Origin of the sequence: Micromonospora sp. DT41 (genome assembly GCF_049841715.1) — a bacterium.
In the GTDB taxonomy this organism is placed as follows: domain Bacteria; phylum Actinomycetota; class Actinomycetes; order Mycobacteriales; family Micromonosporaceae; genus Micromonospora; species Micromonospora profundi.
This window is the reverse complement of the sequence record NZ_JBNCKU010000014.1, coordinates 120,108-141,047: the sequence shown is the minus strand read 5'-3', so window position 1 is coordinate 141,047 and position 20,940 is coordinate 120,108. Positions and strand designations below refer to the sequence as shown.

The window sequence follows — 20,940 nt, the reverse complement described above, 5'->3', positions numbered from 1 at the left end:
GGATTGCGGGCGACCTGGGCACGAAGGCGGCGTCGCCGCATTGGTCGCCGTCGACAGGCGACGGGCTATTATCGGGACGTTCCCGATAAGCACATCGCGCTCCTCCCCCGCCCCTCGCGCCACCCCCTGCGGCGTCCACAGCCGACCCGTGGGCCCGAAGGAGATCGAGTGAAGATCGTCGACGCCCGGGTCATCGTGACCTGTCCGGGCCGAAACTTCGTCACCCTCAAGATCGTCACGGATGAGGGCGTCACCGGCGTCGGAGACGCCACCCTCAACGGCCGAGAGCTGGCCGTCGCGTCGTACCTGCGCGACCACGTGGCACCGCTGCTGATCGGCCGGGACCCAGCGCGGATCGAGGACACCTGGCAGTACCTGTACCAGGGCGCGTACTGGCGGCGCGGACCCGTCACCATGAGCGCGATCGCGGCGGTGGACACCGCTCTGTGGGACATCAAGGGCAAGGTCGCCGGCCTACCGGTCTACCAGCTGCTGGGTGGCCGGTCCCGCGAGGGCGTCACCGTGTACGGCCACGCCAACGGCGAGTCCGTCGAGGAGGTGCTGGTGGAGGTCGCCCGCTACCTCGACCTCGGCTACCGGGCGGTCCGGGTCCAGTGCGGCGTGCCGGGCCTGCCCAAGACGTACGGGGTAAGCGCCGACAAGCTCTTCTACGAGCCGGCCGACGCGGCGCTGCCCAGCGAGGCGACCTGGTCCACGGCCCGCTACCTGGCGCACGTGCCGACGGTGTTCGCCCGTGTCCGCGACGAGTTCGGCCCCACCCTGCGGCTGCTGCACGACGTGCACCACCGGCTCACCCCCATCGAGGCGGCACGACTCGGCCGCAGCCTGGAGCCGTACGCGCTGACCTGGATGGAGGACCCGGTCCCCGCCGACCTCCAGGAGGGCTTCCGGCTGATCCGGCAGCACACCACCACGCCGATCGCCGTGGGCGAGGTCTTCAACAGCATCCACGACGCCGCCCAGCTCATCCGGGAACAGCTCATCGACTACGTCCGGGCCACAGTCGTGCACGCCGGCGGGATCACCCACCTGCGCCGCATCTTCGACCTGGCGGCGCTGCACCACGTACGCAGCGGCTCGCACGGGGCCACCGACCTCTCGCCGGTCTGCATGGCCGCCGCGCTCCAGCTCGACATCTCGATCCCCAACTTCGGCCTTCAGGAATACATGCGGCACACGGCCGAGACCGACGAGGTGTTCCCCCACGGCTACCACTACGCCGACGGCTACCTGCACCCCGCCGAGACCCCCGGCCTCGGGGTGGACATCGACGAGGAGGCGGCGGCCCGGTACCCGTACGCTCCGGCGTACCTGCCGGTGAACCGGCTGGAGGACGGCACGGTGCACCCCTGGTGAGCGCGGCCGGCGCCGGTCAGTAGATGCGCCGGCCGTGCGCGTCCGGCACCCCGGACTTGCGCAGGAAGTACGTGTTGATCTGATCGCGCCACTCGATTGCCGAGCGCACCTGCTCGTCGAGTCGCTCGGCCACCCGCACGTACACGGCCGGGTCGATCATCCCGTTCAGCGTCTGCCAGCGCCGCCGCATCGCCTCCACCTCCTCCACCCCAGCGAAGTGGGTATCGTAGATGTGCTGGATGACCGTGGACCCGCTGTGCAGCACGTGGGTGTACGGCACGTGGTGGAAGAACAACAGCAGCTCGTCCGGGCAGCGCTCGGGTGACTCGTACACGTCCGCCCAGTACGGCGGGTACTGGCCGGCGAAGCCGGTGCCGGACGCGCGGCTGCGGTTCACACCGACGCCGTCGCGGTCGGCGAAGTGGTAGGTGCCCCACCGCGAATACTCGTACCCGTCGACGTCGGGGCCGTAGTGGTCACCCGGGTGGACCATGAAGCCGATGCCCAACGGGGCGGTGTACCGCTCGTAGGTGCGCCAGGAGTCGTCCATGACCTCGTGCAGGGTCCGCCGCACCAGCTCCGGGTCGGCGGTCGCCGACGGCGGGAAGGTAAGCGTCATCCACTCGTCCAGGACGGCCCCGGGGTCCAGCCGGGGATCCCAGGCGAGGCGACCGAACGTGTACAGGTTGGCCTGCGCCAACGGATGCCCGGTCCAGAACGGGTCGTCGCCGGTGTTGGCCACGGCGACCAGCCCGCCGCCCTCCCCCCGCTCGCCGGTGGCCACGTCGGCGATCGTCCGCCCGCCGGGACCCCACGGCGCGAACCGCAGCACCTCGCTCCACCACGGGCCGAGGTGACAGATGTGCCGCTGCTGGCCCGTGTACTCCTGGGTGACCTGGAACTCCACGGCGACCCGCGTGGCGGGCAGCGCGGCGAGCACCGGTGACACGGGCTCGCGCACCTGGAAGTCCACCGGGCCGAACTTCACCTGGAGGACGACGTTGGCGCGGAACCGCCCGTCGAGCGGCGTGAAGTGGTCGTAGGCGGCGCGCGCCCGGTCGGTCGACCGGTCCCGCCAGTCCTGGTGGTGGTCGTAGACGAAAGCCCGCCAGTGCACCACTCCCCCGTGCGGGGCGAGGGCCTCGGCGAGCAGGTTCGCCCCGTCGGCGTGGTCACGGCCGTAGGTGAACGGGCCGGGTTGCCCCTCGGAGTCCGCCTTCACCACGTAGCCGCCGAAATCCGGGATGCGCTCGTACACCGCCCGGGTCGTGGCGGCCCACCACGCGCGCACCGCCTCGTCGGCCGGGTCCGCGCTGCTCAGACCGCCAAGGGCCACCGGCGCGGCGAAGGTGACCGACAGGTGCACCCGGATGCCGTACGGACGCAGGACGTCGGCGATCTCGGCGACGTCGCCGAGCCGGTCGGTGAGCAGCCGCGCCTCGGCCCGCGCCACGTTGACGTTGTTCACCGATATCGCGTTGATCCCGCTGGCGGCCAGCAGCCGCCCGTACGCCCGAAGTCGGGCCAGGTCGCCACGCGGACGGCCGTCGCGCCAGAAGATCGAGCCGCCCGCGTACCCTCGTTCGACCTGGCCCATCACCGGATGCACCGCCACGTTGTCCCAGTGGTTGAGCATCCGGCGGCGCAGTGCGGGCCGGTGCAGCTCCGGCGGACGGGCCGGATCGAACGCCGCCGCGCAGAGCCGGACCACGTGGAACAGCCCGTACAGCAGGCCGGCGGGAGCGTCGGCCAGCACGACAGTCACGTCGCCGGCCCGCGCCAGCAGGAACCCCTCGTCGCCGAGCGTCCGGCCGTCCTCGACAAGCGCCGCCTCGCCCGCCGCCCGCGCCGCCTGCGCCGTCGAACTCGGCAGCGCGTCCGCCCGGCGCAGCGTCAGCACCAGATCGACGTCGACGTCCCAGGACGGCGAATGCCACATCCGCCCGCCGTAGCGCGCGCAGGCGCGGGCCACCTCGTCGAGGACGGTGTCGACGAGCAGCCCGTCGCCGTGCACGAGCACGCGTCGCGCGCCCAGCGACCGGAACGCCTCCGGTGGCAGCCAGGCGGCGTGCACCCGTGGTTCCTCGACGTCAAACGGATCCGCCACGAACATCGGCCCCTCCACGTCCACGAACTCCGGCGTGCTCACTTGGTGAACTCCTCACGGATCATCCGGACCATGGGGTCGCCGACGCGCAGCAGCGCCAGGGCCGCGATCGAGCCCAGCATCGCGAGGACCACCTCGGAGAAGACCGCGGTGATCCCGGCCGCCGCGGCCAGCAGCAGGGCGTTGCCGACGGCAACCCCGGGGGTACGCACGAGGAAGTGCACGGCCAACCGGAGAACGTCGCGGGTACGGAAGTCGAAAAGCGAGGCGATCACCAGGGCGTTCGCCGCGCAGAGCGTCACCGCCGCACCGATCAGGACCAGCGGCACCGTCCACCAGGTGGCGAGGCCTACCGCGTCCCGGTAGGAGAGGTTCACGGCGAGCACTGTCAGCCACAGCAGCGTCGGCACCCAGACGCGTAGCACGGCACGCAGGTTGGCCCGGTAGCCGCGCCAGAACAGCGCCGCGGGTCGCAGGTCGGTCAGGTCGCAGCGCTGGTGGCGGACTGCGTACAGGGCTGCCGAGAGGGCGGGACCGACAGGCACCAGCAGGGCCGCCACCAGCGGCAGGTTGCTGGGGTCGCGGCCCAGCAGCACCAACGGCAGCAGGCCGGGCAGTGTGGTGAGCAGGAACAGCAGCTCGACGACGAGCAGGATGTAGACGCGGGAGGTGATCCGCGACAGCGGCCCGTCGCCGAACTGTCGCAGGGCTTGTGCGCTGCTCACCGCTGCTCCTTCCGGTCGGTCGCGACAGGGTGCCCGAGCAGACGGTCGACGTTCCACCACTGTGGGGTTTCGTCCTCGACCGCGCTGAGTTCGAGGAGGGTGACCTCGTGTCGGCCGAGGGTGAACTCCACCTCGACCCGGCCGGCGGCGACCGGCAGCGCGCGGTGCGTACGCGCCGGCTCGGCCGCCTCCCGCAGGGCGTCGAGCTGCCGCGGGGACGGCGAGCGGGGGCAACCCATCTCGGTCCACGCCGCCCATGCGTTGCCGGCCTCCTCGCCTACCGACGAGCGGAGCAGGAACGCCGACGTCGTTCCGGGCGGGCCGAGCGGGACGGACAGTGCCAGCGGGTGCCGGTCGGGTGCCGGTGACCGGCCTGTGACGTCCACGGGCGCCCACGCCAGCACGGCGATCCGGCCGTCGCGGTGCCGGGTGACCAGGTGGTCGTCGCCGCGGGCGAGCACGTCGCCGCCGAGGCGGGCCATGAACGCGTACAGGTGGTAGGCGGGTTTCTTGATCTGGCGGTGGGTGAGCAGGCCGAACCCGCCGTGTAACAGCGCGGTCGGCACCCCCACCTCCTCGAACGTGTCGCTGAACGTCCAGTACGAGAACGAGTCGACAAGGTCGCCGCCGGTGGCGAGCACGGGTGCCAGGTACGCGGCGTGGAAAGCGGTGTCGTGGATCGGGTTGTCCGGTCGGTAGGACGAGTTGAACTCGGTGATGTGCACCGGCAGGTCCGCCAACGGGGTGCCGGCAAGGTGCTGGCGCGGCGCGGCGAACTGGGTCAGCAGGTCGGCTGCCGGGGCGAGGGTCTGGTGGGTGCCGAACGGCACGTGCTGGGCCGGCCCCGAGGTGTACGCGTGCCGGCTGACGAAGTCGACGGGCACCTGCCTGTCGGTGACGAACTCGGCGAACGACGCCAACCAGTCGTCAGCACCCGGGGAGATCGCCGGGCCGCCGACCTGCAGCGACGCGTCGACGTCCTTGACGGCGTGCGCGCTGGCCTCGTACAGGCGGTGGTAGGCGTCGCGGTCCGCGCCCTGCCAGAACGGCTCCAGGTTCGGCTCGTTCCACACCTCGATGGGCCAGCCGCGCACCTCGTTGAGGCCGTACCTGTCGACCAGGTGTGCCACTGTGGCGCGGACCAGGTCGGCCCACTCGGACAGGGACGCGGGTGGTGTGACGTTGCCCTTCCACCAGAACACCGTCTGGTCGCCGGAGGCGAGGCCCGACGGCATGAAACCCAGTTCGACGAACGGCCGGATGCCCAGGTCGAGGTACGCGTCGACGACCTGGTCGACGTACGTGAAGCAGTGGTGCACGCGACGCTTGCCGTCGTGCTCGTACGGGCGGTGCACGCCGACGCCGTCGCTGAGCAGACCGTGCCCACGGATGTGCCGGAACCCGATGTCGGCCTGGACGAGGGCCAGCGAGTCCTGGTAGTCGCGACGCAGGGCCAGCTCGAAACGGCCGGTGCCGACGCAGCGTCGCCAGGCGTCCGTGAGCCGGCCGGTGGGCTGGTCGGGAACGGTGATGCGCATCGCTGTCCTCGGATCGTCCTGCCGGACGGGTGACGCGCACCGCGCCGGCAGTGGTCGCCGGGATGCCCGGTCGGGCCGCGATCAGCAGCCCGACCGGACTCCCCGTTGGTCAGCCGTTGTTCTTCTGGAACCGCTCGTACGCCTTGTTGACCGTGTCGATGTACTGGTCGGCGTTCTTGGCCTTCAGTTCGGCCACGTACGCGTCCCACTCGCTCAGCGGCCGCTGGCCCAGGGCGAACTTCAGCGTGTTCTGCGAGACGAAGTCCTTCAGCGGCGTCTCCCAGAGCGACACCTGCTCGCGCTCCTCGTCGGTCAACGGGGCGGGCGGTGCCACCTCCCTCGGGGTGCGGGCGTCCATCACCTTCTGGAACTCCAACTCCTCCGGGGAGAAGAACCCGCGGACCAGGTCGGGGCTGCCGCCGTAGGCGAAGACGCCGTTCTGGAAGCCGAAGTCCTTCTGCAGGTGCTTGGGCGCCTTCGGGTTGAGGCCGAGGAAGTCGACGCCGGGGTCGAGGGTGCGCTTCCCGGACGCGTCCTTGGTGAAGGTGGTGCCCTCGATGCCCCAGCGGGCGAACTCGAGGCCGGCGTCCGAGTACCACAGCCAGTCGATGAACTGCATCATTGCCACGAAGTTCTTGCTCTCCCGGGCCTTCGTGGAGATCATGATCCCGTTCTCCAGGCGGGAGAAGGGGTTGATCTCACCGGCCGGGCCGACCGGCAGTGGAATCTTGGCCATCTTCGCGTTCGGCAGCGTCTTGGCCAGGTCGGGCCGGTGGTTGTTGACAAGGGTCTGCGCGTTGCCGGTGACCACGAACGACTTCCCGTTGGCGAGCTTCTGCCGCGCCTGGTCGTCGGTCTGGGTGAAGCTCTCCGGGTCGAGCAGACCCTCGTCGACGAGCTTGTGCAGGTACGTGAGCATCTGCTTGTACTGCTCGGACCCACCCGTGTAGATGAACTTCTTCGCCGCCGGATCCCAGGTGGCGTGCTGGTAGTCCCAACCGGCCCGCGTGCCGAAGGACGCGCTGAGAATGTTCAGCAGGGCGCCGGTCGGTGTGGGCTTACTGAACAGGTCGGAGTACGGGTAGACGTTCGGGTACTTCGCCTTCATCGCCTTGAGCACCGAGTACAGGTCGTCCCAGGTCTTCGGGACGGGGAGGTTCAGCTCCTGCATGATGTCGGTGCGCACCAGCACCGTGTAGTCCTGCGTGGGCTTCTCGTGCAGGCCGGGCAGCAGGTAGAACTTGCCGTCGGACTGCCGCAGGTTGTCGATCTCCGGCTTCAGGTTCCACTTGGCGATCTTGTCCTTGAGGTTGGGCATCAGGTCCAGGTAGTCGCTCACCGGAAGGATCGCCCCGGAGGACACGAACGCGTCCTCCTGCGGGTGGTACGTCTTGGGAATGATCAGTGGCGCGTCCCCGGCGCCGATGAGGAGGCTGCGCTTCTGCTCGTAGTCGCTGAGCGGTACGGCGACCGGGTCGATCTTGACGTTGGTCCGCTTGGTGAGCTCGGACCAGAACAGCCAGTCTTCCTTGAGCGGATAGAACGTGTGGTTGTTGTAGAGGGTCGAGAAGGAGAGCGCCTCGGTGGCCTTGAACTGGTCGCCGACACCGTAGTTCGCCATCGCGCCGGCACGGTTCTCCGAGAGGTCCGTCGACTCGCCGGGGTCCTCGGAGCAGGCGGTGGTCAGGCTGAGCGCGAGCAGACCCGCGGTGGCCAACGCCACGCGGCGCCACGTCTGGTGGAGCATGGCTGGTCCTTTCGGTGGTGGGGTGGGGGGTTCGGCGGCTCAGCCCTTGACCGCGCCGAGCATCACGCCGCGGACGAAGTACCGCTGAACGAAGGGGTAGACCGCCAGGATGGGCAGGGTGGTGAGCACGATCGTCACGGCTTGGAAGGTCGCCGCCGCCTGGACCTTGTCGGCGTCGGCGGCGGCCGACTCGGCGCTGGTGGCGCCCGCGATGAGGTTGCGCAGGTAGACGGTGACCGGGAGCAGGTCCTGCCGGTCGAAGTAGAGGAACGCGCTGAACCACGAGTTCCAGAAGGAGACCGCGTAGAAGAGCACCATCGTCGCGATGATCGCCTTCGACAGCGGCAGCACGATGCGCAGCAGGATGCCGTACGTGTTGAGCCCGTCGACCGCCGCGGCCTCCTCCAACTCGGTCGGCAGGCTTTCGAAGAACGCCTTCATGACCAGCAGGTTGAACACGCTGATGGCGTTGGGGATCACCACGGCCCAGATGGTGTTCTTCATGCCGAGGCTGGTGACCAGCACGTAGTTGGGGATCAGGCCGCCGGAGAAGAACATCGTGAACAGCGCGATGCCGACGAGGAGGCCACGCCCCTTGAGCTGCGGCTTCGACAGCACGTACGCGTAGCAGGTGGTCAGGACGATCGAGATGATCGTGGCGACCACCGTGTACACGACGGTGTTGCGGTAGTTCGTCCAGAACATCGCATCCGACATGACAAGCTTGTACGCGGTCACGTCGAACCCGCGCGGGACCAGGGTCACCTTCCCCGCGATGATGTACGCCTCGTCGCTGAGCGAACGGGCCACGATGGTGAGGAACGGATACAGCGTCACGATCACCACGCCGGTCAGGACCACCGCGTTGACGATCCGGAAGATCCGGTAGCCACGGCTGTCCACCGGCCCGCGCGTCGTCGGGGCGTCCGCCTTCCGGCCGAGGATCACCACAGGCTCGTCCCGACCGTGCGGCGGGAGATGAGGTTCGCCGACAGGACCAGGACCAGCCCGATCACCGCCTCGAAGAGACCGATCGCTGCCGCGTAGCTGAAGTTGCTGGACTGGAAACCCATCCGGAACAGGTACGTGGAGATCACGTCCGCGGTCGGGTACGTCAACGGGTTGTACAGCAGCAGGATCTTCTCGAACCCGACGGCCATGAAGCTGCCGATGTTGAGGATCAGCAGCGTCACCATCGTCGGCCGGATCCCGGGCAGCGTCACGTGCCAGGTCTGCCGCAGCCGGTTGGCGCCGTCGATCCGGGCCGCCTCGTAGAGGTCCTCGTCGATCGTGGTGAGCGCCGCGAGGTAGAGGATGGTGCCCCAGCCGACGGTCTGCCAGACCTCGGAGGAGACGTAGATGGTGCGGAACCATTCGGGCTGTTGCAGGAACGCCACCGGGTCGCCGCCGACGAGCCGGACGAGTTGGTTGGCGGTGCCGTCGACCGAGGTCAACTGCATGACCATCGCCGCCACGATCACTATCGACAGGAAGTGCGGAAGGTAGGACACCGACTGGACGAACCGCTTGAACCGGCGGGCACGCACCTCGTTGAGCAGCAGCGCCAGGATGATCGGCAGCGGGAAGCAGAACAGCAGGGTCAACGTCCCGAGCACGAGCGTGTTGGTGAACACCTCCCAGAACGTCGGGTCGGTGAAGAACATCCGGAAGTACCGCAGCCCGACCCAGTACTCGCCGAAGATGCTGCCGCCCGGCTTGAACCGGCGGAACGCGATGACGTTCCCGATCATCGGCAGATAGCGGAAGATCAGGAAGAACAGCAGCGGGAGCACGGCGAGCGAGTAGAGCTGCCAGTCCCGGCGCAGCGCCTGCCGCCAGGTCCGACGGTGTCGCCGCGCGGGCGGGGCAGGTGCGACAGCCGCCGCCGGAGCGGGGGGCGGCGCCGGCGGCGGCCGCAGCGTCTCGGATGTCATGAGCGGCCTCCTATGCGGAGTGCGGAACGGCCAGGAGGTGCTCGATCCGCGCCGACGTGAGCAGTTCCCGGTCGTGGCCCACCTGGCGTTCGGCGCCGGTCAGCCGCAGCGCGAGGGCGGCCACCGTTTCGCCGCTGGACCGGCCGAGCCGCAGCTCGACGGCGCCGGGTTCGACGATGCGCCGCCCGGACCGCCCGGTGAACGACGTGACGTCGGCGGGTACGTCGAACGTCACGTCGGCAGCCCCGCCCGGCCCCAGCGGCACCCGGGCGTAGCCGACGAGCCGTGTCACCGGTCGGGTGGTCTGCGCCACCGGGTCGTGCAGGTAGAGCTGCACGACATCGACGCCGGCTCGGGAGCCGGTGTTGCGGACCGTGACGCGTACCCGCGCCTCGCCGTCGACAGGCCAGGTGACCGGGTTGGTGGGATCGGAGTACGCCTCGCCGGCCTGACCGACGACCGAGGCGTCGGACCAGTCGAAGGTCGTGTAGCTCAGCCCGTGGCCGAACGGGTAGGCGGCCGTCGGGTCGATCGAGGACACCTGGTTGGCGTGCCCCAGCGGTGGCGCCAGGTAGGTGCCCGGCAGGCCGCCCGCGTCGCGGGGCACGCTGACCGGCAGCCGCCCGGACGGGTTCACCACGCCGGTGAGCACCTCGGCGAGCGCCTGCCCGCCCCGCTGGCCGAGGAAGAACGCCTGCACCACTGCCGCCGCCGCGTCGAACTCCGGGCCGAGCGCGTACGGCCGGCCGGTCATCAGCACCAGCACGACAGGTGTGCCGGTGGCAAGCACGGCGCGGACCAGGTCTGTCTGCACTCCGGGCAGTGTCAGGTCGACGGCGTCGCAGCCCTCACCGGAGGTGCCCCGGCCGAACATTCCCGCCCGGTCGCCGACGGCGAGCACGCACACGTCGGCGGCCGTGGCCTCGGCGACCGCGGCGGCGATGCCCGAGGTGTCCTCGCCGGTGATGGCGCAGCCGGGCTCGTAGCTGAGCTGCGGGACGTGCCGGGCCAACTCGTCGCGGAGCGTGGGGATGTCGACGCCCATCTCGAACTCGCTGTGCTTGACGCCCACGTGGTTGGGGAAGGTGTAGCAGCCGAGCATTGCCATCGGATCGTCGGCGACCGGGCCCACGAGCGCGACCCGACGACCGGCCGGCAGCGGCAGCACACCGGTGTTGCGCAGCAGCACCACTGACTCCCGGGCCAGGCGTACCGCGACGTCCTGGCTGGCCTCGTCGTCGAGGCGCAGGCCCGCCACGTCGTCGGGCAGATCCTGCCAGCCGTCGTCGATCAGGCCGAGCTCGATCTTCTGGATCAGCACACGTCGCAGCGCCCGGTCGATGAGCGCCTCGTCGACCTCGCCGGCGCGGACCGCCGCCAACAGCGGGTCGCCGAAGGTGTCCACTGTGGGCAGCTCGACATCGATTCCGGCGCGCAGGGCGAGCCCGGCGGCGTCGGCGGAGCGTTCGGCCACCCCGTGCAGGGTCTGCAGGAACCGGATGGCGAAGTAGTCGGCGACAACGGTGCCGGTGAAGCCCCACTCGTCGCGCAGGAGCCCGGTCAACAGTTCCTCGTCGGCGGCGACGGGCAGGCCGTCGATCTCGGCGTACGAGTGCATCACGGAGCGGGCACCGCCGAGCCGTAGCGCCATCTCGAACGGCGGCAGGATCACGTCTGCCAACTCCCGGCGGCCCATCGGCACCGGCGCGAGGTTGCGCCCGCCCCGGGAGGCCGAATATCCGGCAAAGTGCTTGAGGGTGGCCACGATGCCTGTGCTCTCCAGCCCTCGCACGTACGCCGCGCCGGTAGTCCCCACCAGGTACGGGTCCTCGCCGATCGTCTCCTCGGTACGTCCCCAGCGGTAGTCGCGGGTGACGTCGAGGACCGGTGCGAGCCCCTGGTGTACGCCGGCGGCGCGCATCGACCGGCCGATCTGGGCGGCCATCTCCTCGACAAGCTCCGGGTCGAAGGCGGCGCCCCAGCTCAGCGGGGTCGGGTAGACGGTGGCCCGCCAGGCGGCGAAACCGGTGAGGCACTCCTCGTGCACCTGCGCCGGGATGCCGAACCGGCTGGCCGCCACGATCTGCGCCTGGGACGCGGCAAGCGATCGCGCGCCGCGTACCGGGTCGACGGGTGCGGTGCCGAACGGTCGGGTGAGCTGACCCAGCCCGTACCGGATGACGGTGCTCCACGGCGGCAGCTCGTTGAGCATGTCGGCCTGGTGGGGAGCGACGCCCTCGCCGGACGCGTCGGCGCCCACCCACACCCCGACGAGCTGGGCGAGCTTTTCCTCAAGCGTCATCTGCGGCAGCAGCGCCTCGGCCCGTTCGGCTGGCGACAGCCGTGCGTCGCGCCAGGGCGTGACGTCGCGGGACGCCGCCGGTGCGCCGTCGACGGGCACGTTACTTCTCATGCCGAGACCCCTTAGCTCCGGCCACGTCCCGCACCCCCGTGGGACGGTTCCGTGGCGGGCGACCACGAGCCGAAACTTTCCGGAAACCCGCGTAACCTTTTCGGCAACCTAAGTGCACCGTCTGAGCGTGTCAAGACCTTCGATGCGTCGATGGCCGACTCGGCCATCCAGCCGGTGACACCGAACCTCCGCGATCCGCTGCCGACCGACACACCGGAACAAGGCATCGAACATACCGAATGGCGTGCGCCAGGCCGTCCGATCAGTCGTGTTATGGTCGTCCGAAATTTTCGGATGCTGTATGGGGCTGCGATGACAGAGCACCGCCCGCTCGGCCCACAGGCCTCCACCATCGCGACGATCGCCAACGACGTCGGCGTGTCAGTCGCGACGGTGTCCAAGGTCCTCAACGGGCGCGAAGATGTCGCGCCCGCCACCAGAGCCCGGGTCGAGGCGAGCCTCGACCGCCACCAGTACCAGCGCCGCAACCGACGGCCGTCGACCGGCCAACGCCGGATCGACCTGGTGTTCCACGAGTTCGACACCGGTTGGGCACTGGAGATCCTGCGCGGGGCCGAGGCGGTGACCGCCGCCGCCGGAATCGGCCTCGCCGTGTCCCAGCTCGACGGTGCGCACCGACCGCCGTCGCGATGGATGGACGCGCTGCTCGCCGACCGTCCGCTCGGCGTACTGCTGGTGCTCTGCCACCTGACCGACAGCCAGCAGCAGCACCTGCGGCGGCAGGGCATCCCGTTCGTCGTCGTCGACACCGACAGCGCCACCTCCGCCTCGGTGCCCACCGTCGGCTCCAACAACTTCAACGGCGGTCTGCTGGCCGCCCGGCACCTGCTGGAGCTGGGCCATCGGCGGATCGCCGTCATCTCCGGGCCACCCGACATGCTGTGCAGCCGGGCCCGCGCCGCCGGTTTCCACTCCGCCCACGAGGAGGCCGGGGTCACCGTCGACCGCGAGCTGGTCTGCTACGGAAGCTTCTCCGCGCATGCCGGGCACGCCCACGGCCTGCGACTGCTGAGTCGGCCGGACCGGCCCACGGCGATCTTCGCCGGCTCGGACATCCAGGCCATGGGGGTGCTGCGGGCCGCCCGCAAGTGCGGCCTGCGAGTGCCCGAGGATCTCTCGGTCATCGGGTACGACAACCTGCCGGTCTCGGCCTGGACGGACCCCGCCCTGACCACGATCAACCAGCCGCTGGGCGACATGGCCGGCATCGCCACCCAGATGCTGCTCGACCTGGCCAAGGGCAACGAGCCGGCGACCAGCCGGATCGACCTGGTGACCGAGCTGATCGTGCGGGAGAGCACCGCCCCGCCGGCCCACCCGCGCTGACCCCACGCCGCCGCGACAACCGCCCCGATCCGCGCCCCCGGACCCACGAGGAGCCATGACCGACTTCACCTCCGCGCTCGACGAACTCCGGCGCTACGCGCCCACCGTCGTCGAGCCCGACGACTTCGACGGGTTCTGGCGCGACACCCTCACCGAGGCCGCCGCCCGACCGGCGCTCGTGGACGTCCGACCGGAGCCCACCGACCTGCGACTGCTCGACTCGTGGGACGTCACGTACGCGGGCTTCGCAGGCGACCCGGTGCGGGCCTGGTACACGCGCCCGGCGGGCGTGCTGGACCCGCTGCCCACGGTTGTCGAGTACGCCGGCTACGGGCGCGGCCGGGGCCTACCGCACGAGCGGCTGACCTGGCCGGTCGCCGGGTACGCCCACCTGCTGATGGACAACCGGGGGCAGGCCGGGCAGTACGGCGCCGGCGACACCACCGACCCGCACGGCGCGCCCGGCGGCCCGTGGCCCGCCACCTGGGGAATACTCGACCCGCACGACTACCACTACCGTCGCCTGATCACCGACGCCGTCCGGGCCGTCGAGGCCGCCCGCGCCCTGCCCGGGGTCGACGCGGGCCGGGTCGCCGTGGTCGGCAACAGCCAGGGCGGCGGTCTCGCCCTGGCGGTGGCCGGTCTCGTCGGCGACCTCGCGGCGGTGCTGACCACCGCCCCGTTCCTCTGCGACGTCCAGCGGGCCGTCTCGCTCACCGACGCCTCGCCGTACGGGGAGATCGCGCGCTACCTGTCGGTGCACCGCGAGGCCGAGGAGGCCGTGCGGCGCACGCTGTCCTACGTCGACGGAGTGAGCTTCGCCCGCAGGGCCACGGCTCCGGCGCACTTCGGGGTCGGCCTGCGCGACACGGTGTGCCCGCCGAGCACCGGCTTCGCCGCCTACAACCAGTACGGCGCGGCCACCGGTCGGCCCACCCCACCGGAGCGCGAGATGCACGTCTACCCGTTCAACGGCCACGAGGGCGGTGAGGCAGTCCACGTCCGGCGGCAGCTGCGCTGGCTCGCGTCGACGCTCGCCTCGGCGCGCCGGCCGGCCGCGACAGCCGGCGCGGGCTGACGAACCAGCCCGCTCGCAAAGACGTCGGTCGATTGCCATTGTTAGCGATAACACGCTATCGTGCGTCCGACGGGGTGCAGGGCACACCTCCGTCGCGGTTCGTCGATCCGTCGCAGCCGGCCCGTCGACGACAAGTGCTGACGTCCGGGTTCCTGGTCGTACGCGCCAGCTCTCGCACGCGTACCGCGAAATGGTGGCGCCGTCGCTGACGCACACTCCCCCACCACCGGAGGAAGCCCACATGAACGCTCCGCACCTCGGACCCCCTGTCCCCCCGACACCCGCGACCACCGCCACGACGCCGAGGCCCCGACGGGCCCGCCTGTGGTGGGCGGCCCTGGCCGCCGTCGCGGCCGTCGCCGCCGCCGTCCCGGTGGCGACGATGCCCGCCAGCGCCGAGTCCAACGGCGGGGTACGCGTGATGCCGCTCGGCGACTCGATCACCGACGGCTTCAACGTCCCCGGCGGATACCGCATCGAACTCTGGCAGCGGTTCACCAGCGGCGGATACCGTGTCGACTTCGTCGGCTCCCAGTTCAACGGCCCGGCCAGCCTCGGTGACCACGACCACGAGGGCCACTCCGGCTGGACGATCGCCCAGATCGACGCCAACGTCGTCAACTGGCTGCGGGCGACGACCCCCCGGACGGTGCTGCTGCACATCGGCACCAACGACATGTACGGCGACACGTCCGGCGCTCCGGGCCGGCTCGCCGCACTCGTCGACAAGATCACCAACAACGCGCCGAACGCCGACGTGTTCGTGGCGACGATCGTCCCGAAGTCGGGCGCCGACAACCAGGTGCGCGGATACAACGCGGCGATCCCCGGGATCGTCCAGACCAGAGCCGCCGCCGGAAAGCGCGTCCACCTTGTCGACATGTACCGCGCCCTGACGTTGAGCGACCTCGCCGACGGCGTCCACCCCAACGCCACCGGCTACCGCAAGATGGCCGATGCCTGGTACACGGCGCTCCGCGCGGTGCCCGGCAGCATCGGCGGTGACACGCCGCCCACGACACCTCCGCCCACCACGGCCCCGCCCACGACTCCCCCGCCCACCACCGCCCCGCCCACGACTCCCCCGCCGAGCACGCCCCCGCCGGCCGGTGGGTGCCGGGTCTCGTACACGGTCAACGCCTGGAACAACGGCCTGACGGCGGCCATCTCGGTGACCAACACCGGCAGCGCGCCGATCAACGGCTGGTCGTTGGCGTTCACGCTGCCGAGCGGGCAGACCGTCACGGGCGGCTGGAACGCCACGTACTCCCCGACCAGCGGTGCGGTGACCGCACGCAACGTCTCCTACAACGGCACTATCGCCCCGAACACGGCCGTCGACATCGGTTTCCAGGCCACCCACACCGGCGACGCCGGCCGACCGTCGGCCTTCACCCTCAACGGCGCCGCCTGCGCGGTCGCCTGACACACCGGGTCGCGGTGCCGGGCGGCAACGGCTGCCCGGCACCGCGTCCAGCTCACCTGATCGTCAGCGACGCCAGCCGACAGGTGATGAACTCCAACGCGGACGGCACGTCGACGTCCACCGCCACCTCGGTCGTCGGTCGGCTCAGCAGGCCACGCAGGTCCACGAGGGTGTTGCCGCGGCTCGGCCCGGTCGTGGTGTCCACCTCGACGAACGCCGGCTCGGCGGTGACCAAACCCGGCCGGATCGCCTCCGCCATCGCCAGCGGGTCGTGCAGCGGCACGGCGTCCATGCCGTGGTCGCGCCGGTACCCCGCGAGGTAGTACTCGAGCGCGTCCGCGCAGAGAGCGGCGACGCTGCCGGCCGAGCGGAGCCGCCGCAGGTCGTCCGGGCCGTAGGTGGTGCGGTACGTGACGTCCAGCCCGACGAGCGTGGTCGGCACCGGCCGGGGTAACCCCGGTTCGGTGAGCACCCGGTAGGCGGCCTCCGGGTCCGCCCAGATGTTGAACTCGGCGGCCGGAGTCCGGTTGCCGGCGCCGATCGAGCCGCCCATGACCACCAGCCGGGCCAACCGCGACGCCACCTCGGGGTGCACCGCGAACAGGTGCGCCACGTTCGTCAGGGGTCCGGTCGACACCAGCGTCACCGGCTCGGCGCAGGCGCGTATCGTCTCGACGATCAACTCCAGCGCGGTGGCGTCGACCGGGCCGGCGGCGGAGGTCGGCAGCGTGATGCCGCCCAACCCCCGGTCCCCGTGCACCGACGCGGTGCGGTCGCCCGGCGACCGCAGATAGGGGCGGCCCGCGCCACGGGCAACGGGGATGTCGGCCCGGCCGGCCAGCGCGAGCACGTCCAGCGCGTTGCGGGTGGTGATGTCGATTCCGACGTTGCCGCCCACTGTGGTGACCCCGACGAGTTCCACCTCCGGGCTGGCCACCGCCGTGAGGATGGCGACCATGTCGTCGATGCCGGGGTCGCAGTCGAGCAACACTGTGCGAGTCACGCGCAGGACCCTATCGCCTGAACATCGCCGCCCGGCGATCGGAATTACTCGGTGGTGGGGCGGACGGTCCGCAGCGGAGGATGACCTGATGGCATCGCCCGAAATGGTTCTCGCCGATCTTCGTGACGCGTGGAGTGCCTCGCTGTCCCGCACGCTTCTGGGCCTGTACCTGCACGGCTCACTGGTCGCCGGCGACTTCGCCCCGGATCGCAGCGACCTTGATCTGCTCGCGGTACTCGACAGCGACCCGGACGAGACGCTGCTCGCCGTGCTCGCCGAACTGCACGCGGACCTTGGTCGACGGCACCCGCAGTGGGCCGGCCGGATCGAGGTGGAGTACGTGTCCCTTGGCGCCACGCGCGATGCCGCGCACGGCCGTGCCAGCCAGACCCACGCCATCGCCCGGATCAGTCCCGGCGAATCGTTGCACCTGTTACCCGCCACCATCCATCGCGTCGTCACCTGGTCGGCCGTCCGCGATCACGGCCGCGTGCTCGTGGGGCCCGCAGCCGTCGCACTGCTACCCGCCGTCGCCCCCGACCTCGTCCGGTCGGCTCTGCTGGAGCACGTCCGCGACTGGCCGATCTGGGTGACCCGGATGACCACCCCCGGCGCCCAGTCCTACGCAGTACTCACCCTCTGCCGGGCCCTGCACCGTCTTCAGAACGGCCGGCAACTGTCCAAGCGACGGGCCGCCGACTTGACCATCGCCGACCTTCCACAGTGGGACGGCTTGATCACCTGGGCGCGCGATTGGTGGTACGACGGCGGCAAGGACACCGACACCGACACCGACAGGGCAGACGACATCCACACGTTCGTGCACGAGATCAGCTCCACCATCCTGGCCTCGGAACCAGCCACCAATGCCGGTCTTCCCCGATGATCTCGTCATGGTGATGCGGTGCGCCGACGCTGATGCCGGCCGGAGCTAGAATCCGATCATGGAAATCCTGCGGTACGCCGCCTTCACCACCGATCCAGCCGGTGGCAACCCGGCCGGTGTGGTCCTCGATGCCACCGGGCTCGACGACGCGCAGATGCAGCGGGTGGCGGCCCAGGTCGGGTACTCCGAAACGGCATTCCTCACGTCCGGCCGCGATGGGCACTTCACGGTGCGCTATTTCAGCCCGAAGGCAGAGGTTCCCTTCTGCGGTCACGCGACCATCGCGTCGGCAGTCGCCTACGCCGAGCGGCACGGTCCGGGAGCCCTGCGTCTGGACACCCGCGCCGGCCTCGTCGAGGTCACCACCGAGGTACGGGCGGACGGGACCACCACCGCCACGCTGATCAGCGTCGAACCGCAGAGCAGACCCATCGCCCATGGCGACCTCGCGGCGCTGCTCGACGCGCTGCGCTGGAAGCTGGACGACCTCGACCCGACGATGCCGCCGCGGATCGCGTTCGCCGGAGCATGGCATCCCATCGTGGCCGCCGCGAGCCGGCAGCGCCTGGCCGACCTGGACTACGACATGGCGGCGTTGGGCAGTCTGATGGCCGAGCGCGACTGGACAACCATCGACCTGGTCTACCGCGAATCGCCGCTGGTGTTCCATGCGCGCAACCCGTTCCCACCCGGTGGCGTCGTCGAGGACGCCGCGACAGGTGCGGCGGCTGCGGCGTTGGGTGGCTACCTGCGCGAGCTGCACCTGGTGAACCCGCCCGCGACGGTCACCGTGCGGCAGGGCGACGACATGGGCCGTCCAAGCCTTCTCGCGGTAGGGATCCCCGCCGAAACCGGCAGCGGGATCGCGGTGACCGGCACCGCCGTCGCCCTCCCTGACGTCCTGACGAGCGGGGCCTGACCTGGTTTCACGCCCGTCGGTCCGGGTCAGCAACGCCGGACGTCCGAAGCGGTCCGCCGACGTCCCCCAGGCGTCGGCGGACCGGCCTCAGCGGATGTCGGCGGTGCTCCAGCGAGGGGATGCGTTGGTGACCGCGATGGTGTCACCGACAAGCGTGGTCACCGCCTCGGTGGCACGCTGCGCGCTGGTACCGACCCAGAGTTCGATGTCGCCGGGCTCCACGACGCGGGTGAAGCTGCGATCGGAGAACGCCAGGCGGGTGGTGGGGACCGTCAGCTCGACCGTGACGGACTGGCCCGGTGCGAGGTGGACCCGCCGGTAGCCGAGCAGCTGCGCCACCGGCCGGGTCACCGAGGCGACCAGGTCGCGACCGTAGAGCTGGACCACGTCGTCGCCGGCGACCGCGCCGGTGTTCGTCACCCGCACCGTCACGGCCACCGCCCCGTCGGTGGGCACCGTGGCGGGCACCGTGAGATCGGTGTACGCGAAGGTCGTGTACGACAGGCCGTGGCCGAACGGCGCCACGGGCGTCGCCGGCAGGTTCGTCACCTCGTTGCCCTCACCGAGGGTGGGATGCAGGTAGGAGTACGGCTGCGCGCCGGCCGACCCGGGCAGGGTGACCGGCAGCCGGCCCGACGGGTTGACCCGCCCGGAGAGCACCCCCGCGATAGCGCCGGCGCCCTCCTCGCCCGGGAAGAACGCCTGCACCACCGCCGCACAGCCCGCGAGCGCCCAGCCGAGATCGTAGGGCCGGCCGGTGAGCAGCACGAGGACGACGGGCGTACCGGTCGCCTGCACCGCCTCGATCAGGTCGCGCTGGACGCCGGGCAGCTCCAGGTCGTCCCTGTCGCAGCCCTCGCCGACCGTGCCGCGCCCGAAGAGGCCGGCGTGGTCGCCGACGACCAGGACCGCGACGTCGGCGGCGGCGGCCGTGGCGACCGCCTCGTCGAAGCCGGACCTGTCGTCGGTGTCCACGTCACAGCCGCGTGCCCAGGTGACGAGATCGTCGCCGAACTCGGCCCGTACGGCGTCGAGCACGGTGGGCACCTCGATGCCGGTCTCCACGCCGGGATGCTGGACGAGGACGTGGTTGAGGAAGGAGTAGCACCCGAAGAGCGCGCCCTGCCGGTCGGCGTTCGGGCCGATGAGTGCCACCCGTCGCCCGGCCGGCAGCGGCAGCGCGTCCCGGTTGGTGACCAGCACGATCGACTCCTCGGCGAGCCGGCGGGCGATCGCCCGGTGCTCGGGCGAGTCGAGGTCGATCGCCGAGGGTGGCTCGTCGTCGAACGTCGCGTCGAGCAGACCCAGGTCCTGCTTCTGGCGCAGCACCCGCAGCACCGCGCGGTCGAGGAGCGCATCGTCGATCCGACCCGCCCGCACCGACTCCCGCAGGGTCAGATAGGCGTCGCCGGTGGGCAGTTCGACGTCGACACCTGCCGTCAGCGCCTGGCCGGCCGCCTCGGCGTGATCGCCCGCCACGTGGTGCAGCAGGTTCAGGAACGCGACCCCGTAGTAGTCGGCCACCACCGTGCCGTCGAAGCCCCACGCGTCGCGCAGGATGCCGGTCAGCATCGTCGGATCGGCGGCGACGGGCACCCCGTCGATCTCGGCGTACGAGTGCATGACACTGCGGGCGTCACCGTCGAGGATCGCCATCTCGAACGGGACGAGCAGCACGTCGGCCAACTCCCGGCGGCCCATGTGCACCGGGCCGAAGTTGCGCCCCGACTGCGACGCGGAGTAGCCGGCGAAGTGCTTGAGGGTGGCGTGCACCCCCTGCGACTGCAGCCCGCGCACGTACGACGTGCCGATGGTGCCGACCAGGTACGGATCTTCGGCTATGCACTCGTCCACCCGACCCCAGCGGGGGTCACGGATGACGTCGAGCACCGGAGAGAGCCCCTGGTGGATACCCAGGGTCCGCATCGAGGCGCCGATCGCCGCGGCCATCTCGGTGACCAGTTCGGGGTCGAACGCGGCGCCCCAGGCCAGCGGCGTGGGGAAGGTGGCCGCCTTCCACGCCGACAGCCCGGTGAGGCACTCCTCGTGGACGATCGCCGGGATGCCGAGCCGGGTCCCCGTGACAAGCTCCCGCTGGAACTTCCACAGCCAGGACGCCCGTGCCGCCGCGTCCACCGGGCGGGTGCCGTAGGCGCGGGTGAGGTGACCGAGCCCGTGCCGGGAGAAGTCCCCGAGCTTCGCGTCCTCGCCGAACTCCCCCTGCAACGGCGCGACGGCCTCGCCGTCCTCCTTCTCCCAGAAGCCGACGATCTGAGCGATCTTCTCCTCGATCGTCATCCGGCCGAGGAGATCGCGTACGCGTGCCCCGCCGTCGTGCCCATTCGGTCGACCGTGGTCCGGACCTGCTTGGGCCGGCGCCGGCCCGTCCACCAGTGCGTGGACCTCAGTCATGCTGTGCCTTCCTCTGGTTGTGCTCGTA

General features: G+C 70.8%; 15 protein-coding genes. 6 read left to right on the top strand and 9 right to left on the bottom strand.

Annotated elements, in window-relative coordinates:
- Nucleotides 1-168: 168 nt before the first annotated feature.
- Nucleotides 169-1,377, top strand: a complete 1,209-nt coding sequence (gene manD / locus ACLQ23_RS24455) for a D-mannonate dehydratase ManD (RefSeq protein WP_425881162.1) — start codon at nt 169-171, stop codon at nt 1,375-1,377.
- A gap of 16 nt (nt 1,378-1,393) precedes the next feature.
- On the opposite strand, the gene ACLQ23_RS24450 is transcribed toward manD, so the two are convergent.
- From ACLQ23_RS24450 to ACLQ23_RS24420, 7 genes are all read right to left on the bottom strand, one after another.
- Complete coding sequence (locus ACLQ23_RS24450) at nt 1,394-3,490, bottom strand: alpha-glucuronidase (RefSeq protein WP_425881165.1); 2,097 nt, start codon at nt 3,488-3,490, stop codon at nt 1,394-1,396.
- 32 nt (nt 3,491-3,522) lie between these two features.
- The gene (locus tag ACLQ23_RS24445; protein WP_355632047.1) at nt 3,523-4,209 is read right to left on the bottom strand and encodes a DUF624 domain-containing protein; all 687 of its coding nucleotides are present in this window, start codon (nt 4,207-4,209) and stop codon (nt 3,523-3,525) included.
- Nucleotides 4,206-5,747 (bottom strand): GH39 family glycosyl hydrolase, encoded by a 1,542-nt coding sequence (locus ACLQ23_RS24440; RefSeq protein ID WP_355632050.1) that lies wholly within the window; start codon nt 5,745-5,747, stop codon nt 4,206-4,208. Before ACLQ23_RS24440 ends, ACLQ23_RS24445 begins: the two co-directional genes overlap by 4 nt.
- Before the next feature lie 109 nt (nt 5,748-5,856).
- On the bottom strand, nt 5,857-7,494 hold the full coding sequence (locus ACLQ23_RS24435) for an extracellular solute-binding protein (RefSeq protein ID WP_355588876.1): 1,638 nt from the start codon (nt 7,492-7,494) through the stop codon (nt 5,857-5,859).
- A gap of 39 nt (nt 7,495-7,533) precedes the next feature.
- Nucleotides 7,534-8,442 (bottom strand): carbohydrate ABC transporter permease, encoded by a 909-nt coding sequence (locus ACLQ23_RS24430; RefSeq protein ID WP_355588875.1) that lies wholly within the window; start codon nt 8,440-8,442, stop codon nt 7,534-7,536.
- Nucleotides 8,439-9,428, bottom strand: coding sequence for an ABC transporter permease (locus tag ACLQ23_RS24425; protein WP_355588873.1), 990 nt, complete (start codon nt 9,426-9,428; stop codon nt 8,439-8,441). Before ACLQ23_RS24425 ends, ACLQ23_RS24430 begins: the two co-directional genes overlap by 4 nt.
- Nucleotides 9,429-9,438: 10 nt before the next feature.
- Nucleotides 9,439-11,841 carry a glycoside hydrolase family 3 N-terminal domain-containing protein gene (locus tag ACLQ23_RS24420; protein ID WP_355588871.1) on the bottom strand — a complete coding sequence of 801 codons (2,403 nt, stop codon included), beginning with the start codon at nt 11,839-11,841 and terminating at the stop codon, nt 9,439-9,441.
- A gap of 312 nt (nt 11,842-12,153) precedes the next feature.
- On the opposite strand from ACLQ23_RS24420, the gene ACLQ23_RS24415 reads away from it, so the two are divergent.
- The 3 genes from ACLQ23_RS24415 (at nt 12,154) to ACLQ23_RS24405 (ending at nt 15,692) form a co-directional block, all read left to right on the top strand.
- Nucleotides 12,154-13,188 carry a LacI family DNA-binding transcriptional regulator gene (locus ACLQ23_RS24415; RefSeq protein ID WP_355588869.1) on the top strand — a complete coding sequence of 345 codons (1,035 nt, stop codon included), beginning with the start codon at nt 12,154-12,156 and terminating at the stop codon, nt 13,186-13,188.
- A 55-nt stretch (nt 13,189-13,243) separates the two neighbouring features.
- On the top strand, nt 13,244-14,266 hold the full coding sequence (locus ACLQ23_RS24410; RefSeq protein ID WP_355588867.1) for an acetylxylan esterase: 1,023 nt from the start codon (nt 13,244-13,246) through the stop codon (nt 14,264-14,266).
- A gap of 241 nt (nt 14,267-14,507) precedes the next feature.
- Nucleotides 14,508-15,692, top strand: coding sequence for a cellulose binding domain-containing protein (locus ACLQ23_RS24405; protein WP_355588865.1), 1,185 nt, complete (start codon nt 14,508-14,510; stop codon nt 15,690-15,692).
- Nucleotides 15,693-15,744: 52 nt separating this feature from the next.
- Here the strand turns inward: ACLQ23_RS24405 and ACLQ23_RS24400 are convergent, their stop codons facing one another.
- On the bottom strand, nt 15,745-16,695 hold the full coding sequence (locus tag ACLQ23_RS24400; RefSeq protein WP_355588863.1) for a nucleoside hydrolase: 951 nt from the start codon (nt 16,693-16,695) through the stop codon (nt 15,745-15,747).
- Nucleotides 16,696-16,783: 88 nt separating this feature from the next.
- Here ACLQ23_RS24400 and ACLQ23_RS24395 point away from each other — a divergent pair, with 88 nt between their 5' ends.
- Nucleotides 16,784-17,581: an aminoglycoside adenylyltransferase domain-containing protein gene (locus ACLQ23_RS24395; protein ID WP_355588861.1), complete on the top strand. Its 798-nt coding sequence runs from the start codon at nt 16,784-16,786 to the stop codon at nt 17,579-17,581.
- Nucleotides 17,582-17,639: 58 nt separating this feature from the next.
- The gene (locus ACLQ23_RS24390; protein WP_355633051.1) at nt 17,640-18,500 is read left to right on the top strand and encodes a PhzF family phenazine biosynthesis protein; all 861 of its coding nucleotides are present in this window, start codon (nt 17,640-17,642) and stop codon (nt 18,498-18,500) included.
- Between the two features lie 87 nt (nt 18,501-18,587).
- Here ACLQ23_RS24390 and ACLQ23_RS24385 read toward each other — a convergent pair whose 3' ends face one another.
- A complete protein-coding gene (locus tag ACLQ23_RS24385; protein ID WP_355588858.1) occupies nt 18,588-20,912 on the bottom strand; it encodes a glycoside hydrolase family 3 N-terminal domain-containing protein in 2,325 nt (774 codons plus the stop codon).
- Between the last annotated feature and the right edge of the window lie 28 nt (nt 20,913-20,940).

Coding starts and splice junctions, on each gene's coding strand:
- ACLQ23_RS24410 (WP_355588867.1), top strand. CDS start 13,244: ATGACCGACTTCACCTCCGCGCTCGACGAACTCCGGCGCTACGCGCCC.
- ACLQ23_RS24395 (WP_355588861.1), top strand. CDS start 16,784: ATGGCATCGCCCGAAATGGTTCTCGCCGATCTTCGTGACGCGTGGAGT.
- ACLQ23_RS24450 (WP_425881165.1), bottom strand. CDS start 3,490: ATGTTCGTGGCGGATCCGTTTGACGTCGAGGAACCACGGGTGCACGCC.
- ACLQ23_RS24405 (WP_355588865.1), top strand. CDS start 14,508: ATGAACGCTCCGCACCTCGGACCCCCTGTCCCCCCGACACCCGCGACC.
- ACLQ23_RS24415 (WP_355588869.1), top strand. CDS start 12,154: ATGACAGAGCACCGCCCGCTCGGCCCACAGGCCTCCACCATCGCGACG.
- ACLQ23_RS24420 (WP_355588871.1), bottom strand. CDS start 11,841: ATGAGAAGTAACGTGCCCGTCGACGGCGCACCGGCGGCGTCCCGCGAC.
- ACLQ23_RS24425 (WP_355588873.1), bottom strand. CDS start 9,428: ATGACATCCGAGACGCTGCGGCCGCCGCCGGCGCCGCCCCCCGCTCCG.
- ACLQ23_RS24385 (WP_355588858.1), bottom strand. CDS start 20,912: ATGACTGAGGTCCACGCACTGGTGGACGGGCCGGCGCCGGCCCAAGCA.
- ACLQ23_RS24440 (WP_355632050.1), bottom strand. CDS start 5,747: ATGCGCATCACCGTTCCCGACCAGCCCACCGGCCGGCTCACGGACGCC.
- ACLQ23_RS24390 (WP_355633051.1), top strand. CDS start 17,640: ATGGAAATCCTGCGGTACGCCGCCTTCACCACCGATCCAGCCGGTGGC.
- ACLQ23_RS24435 (WP_355588876.1), bottom strand. CDS start 7,494: ATGCTCCACCAGACGTGGCGCCGCGTGGCGTTGGCCACCGCGGGTCTG.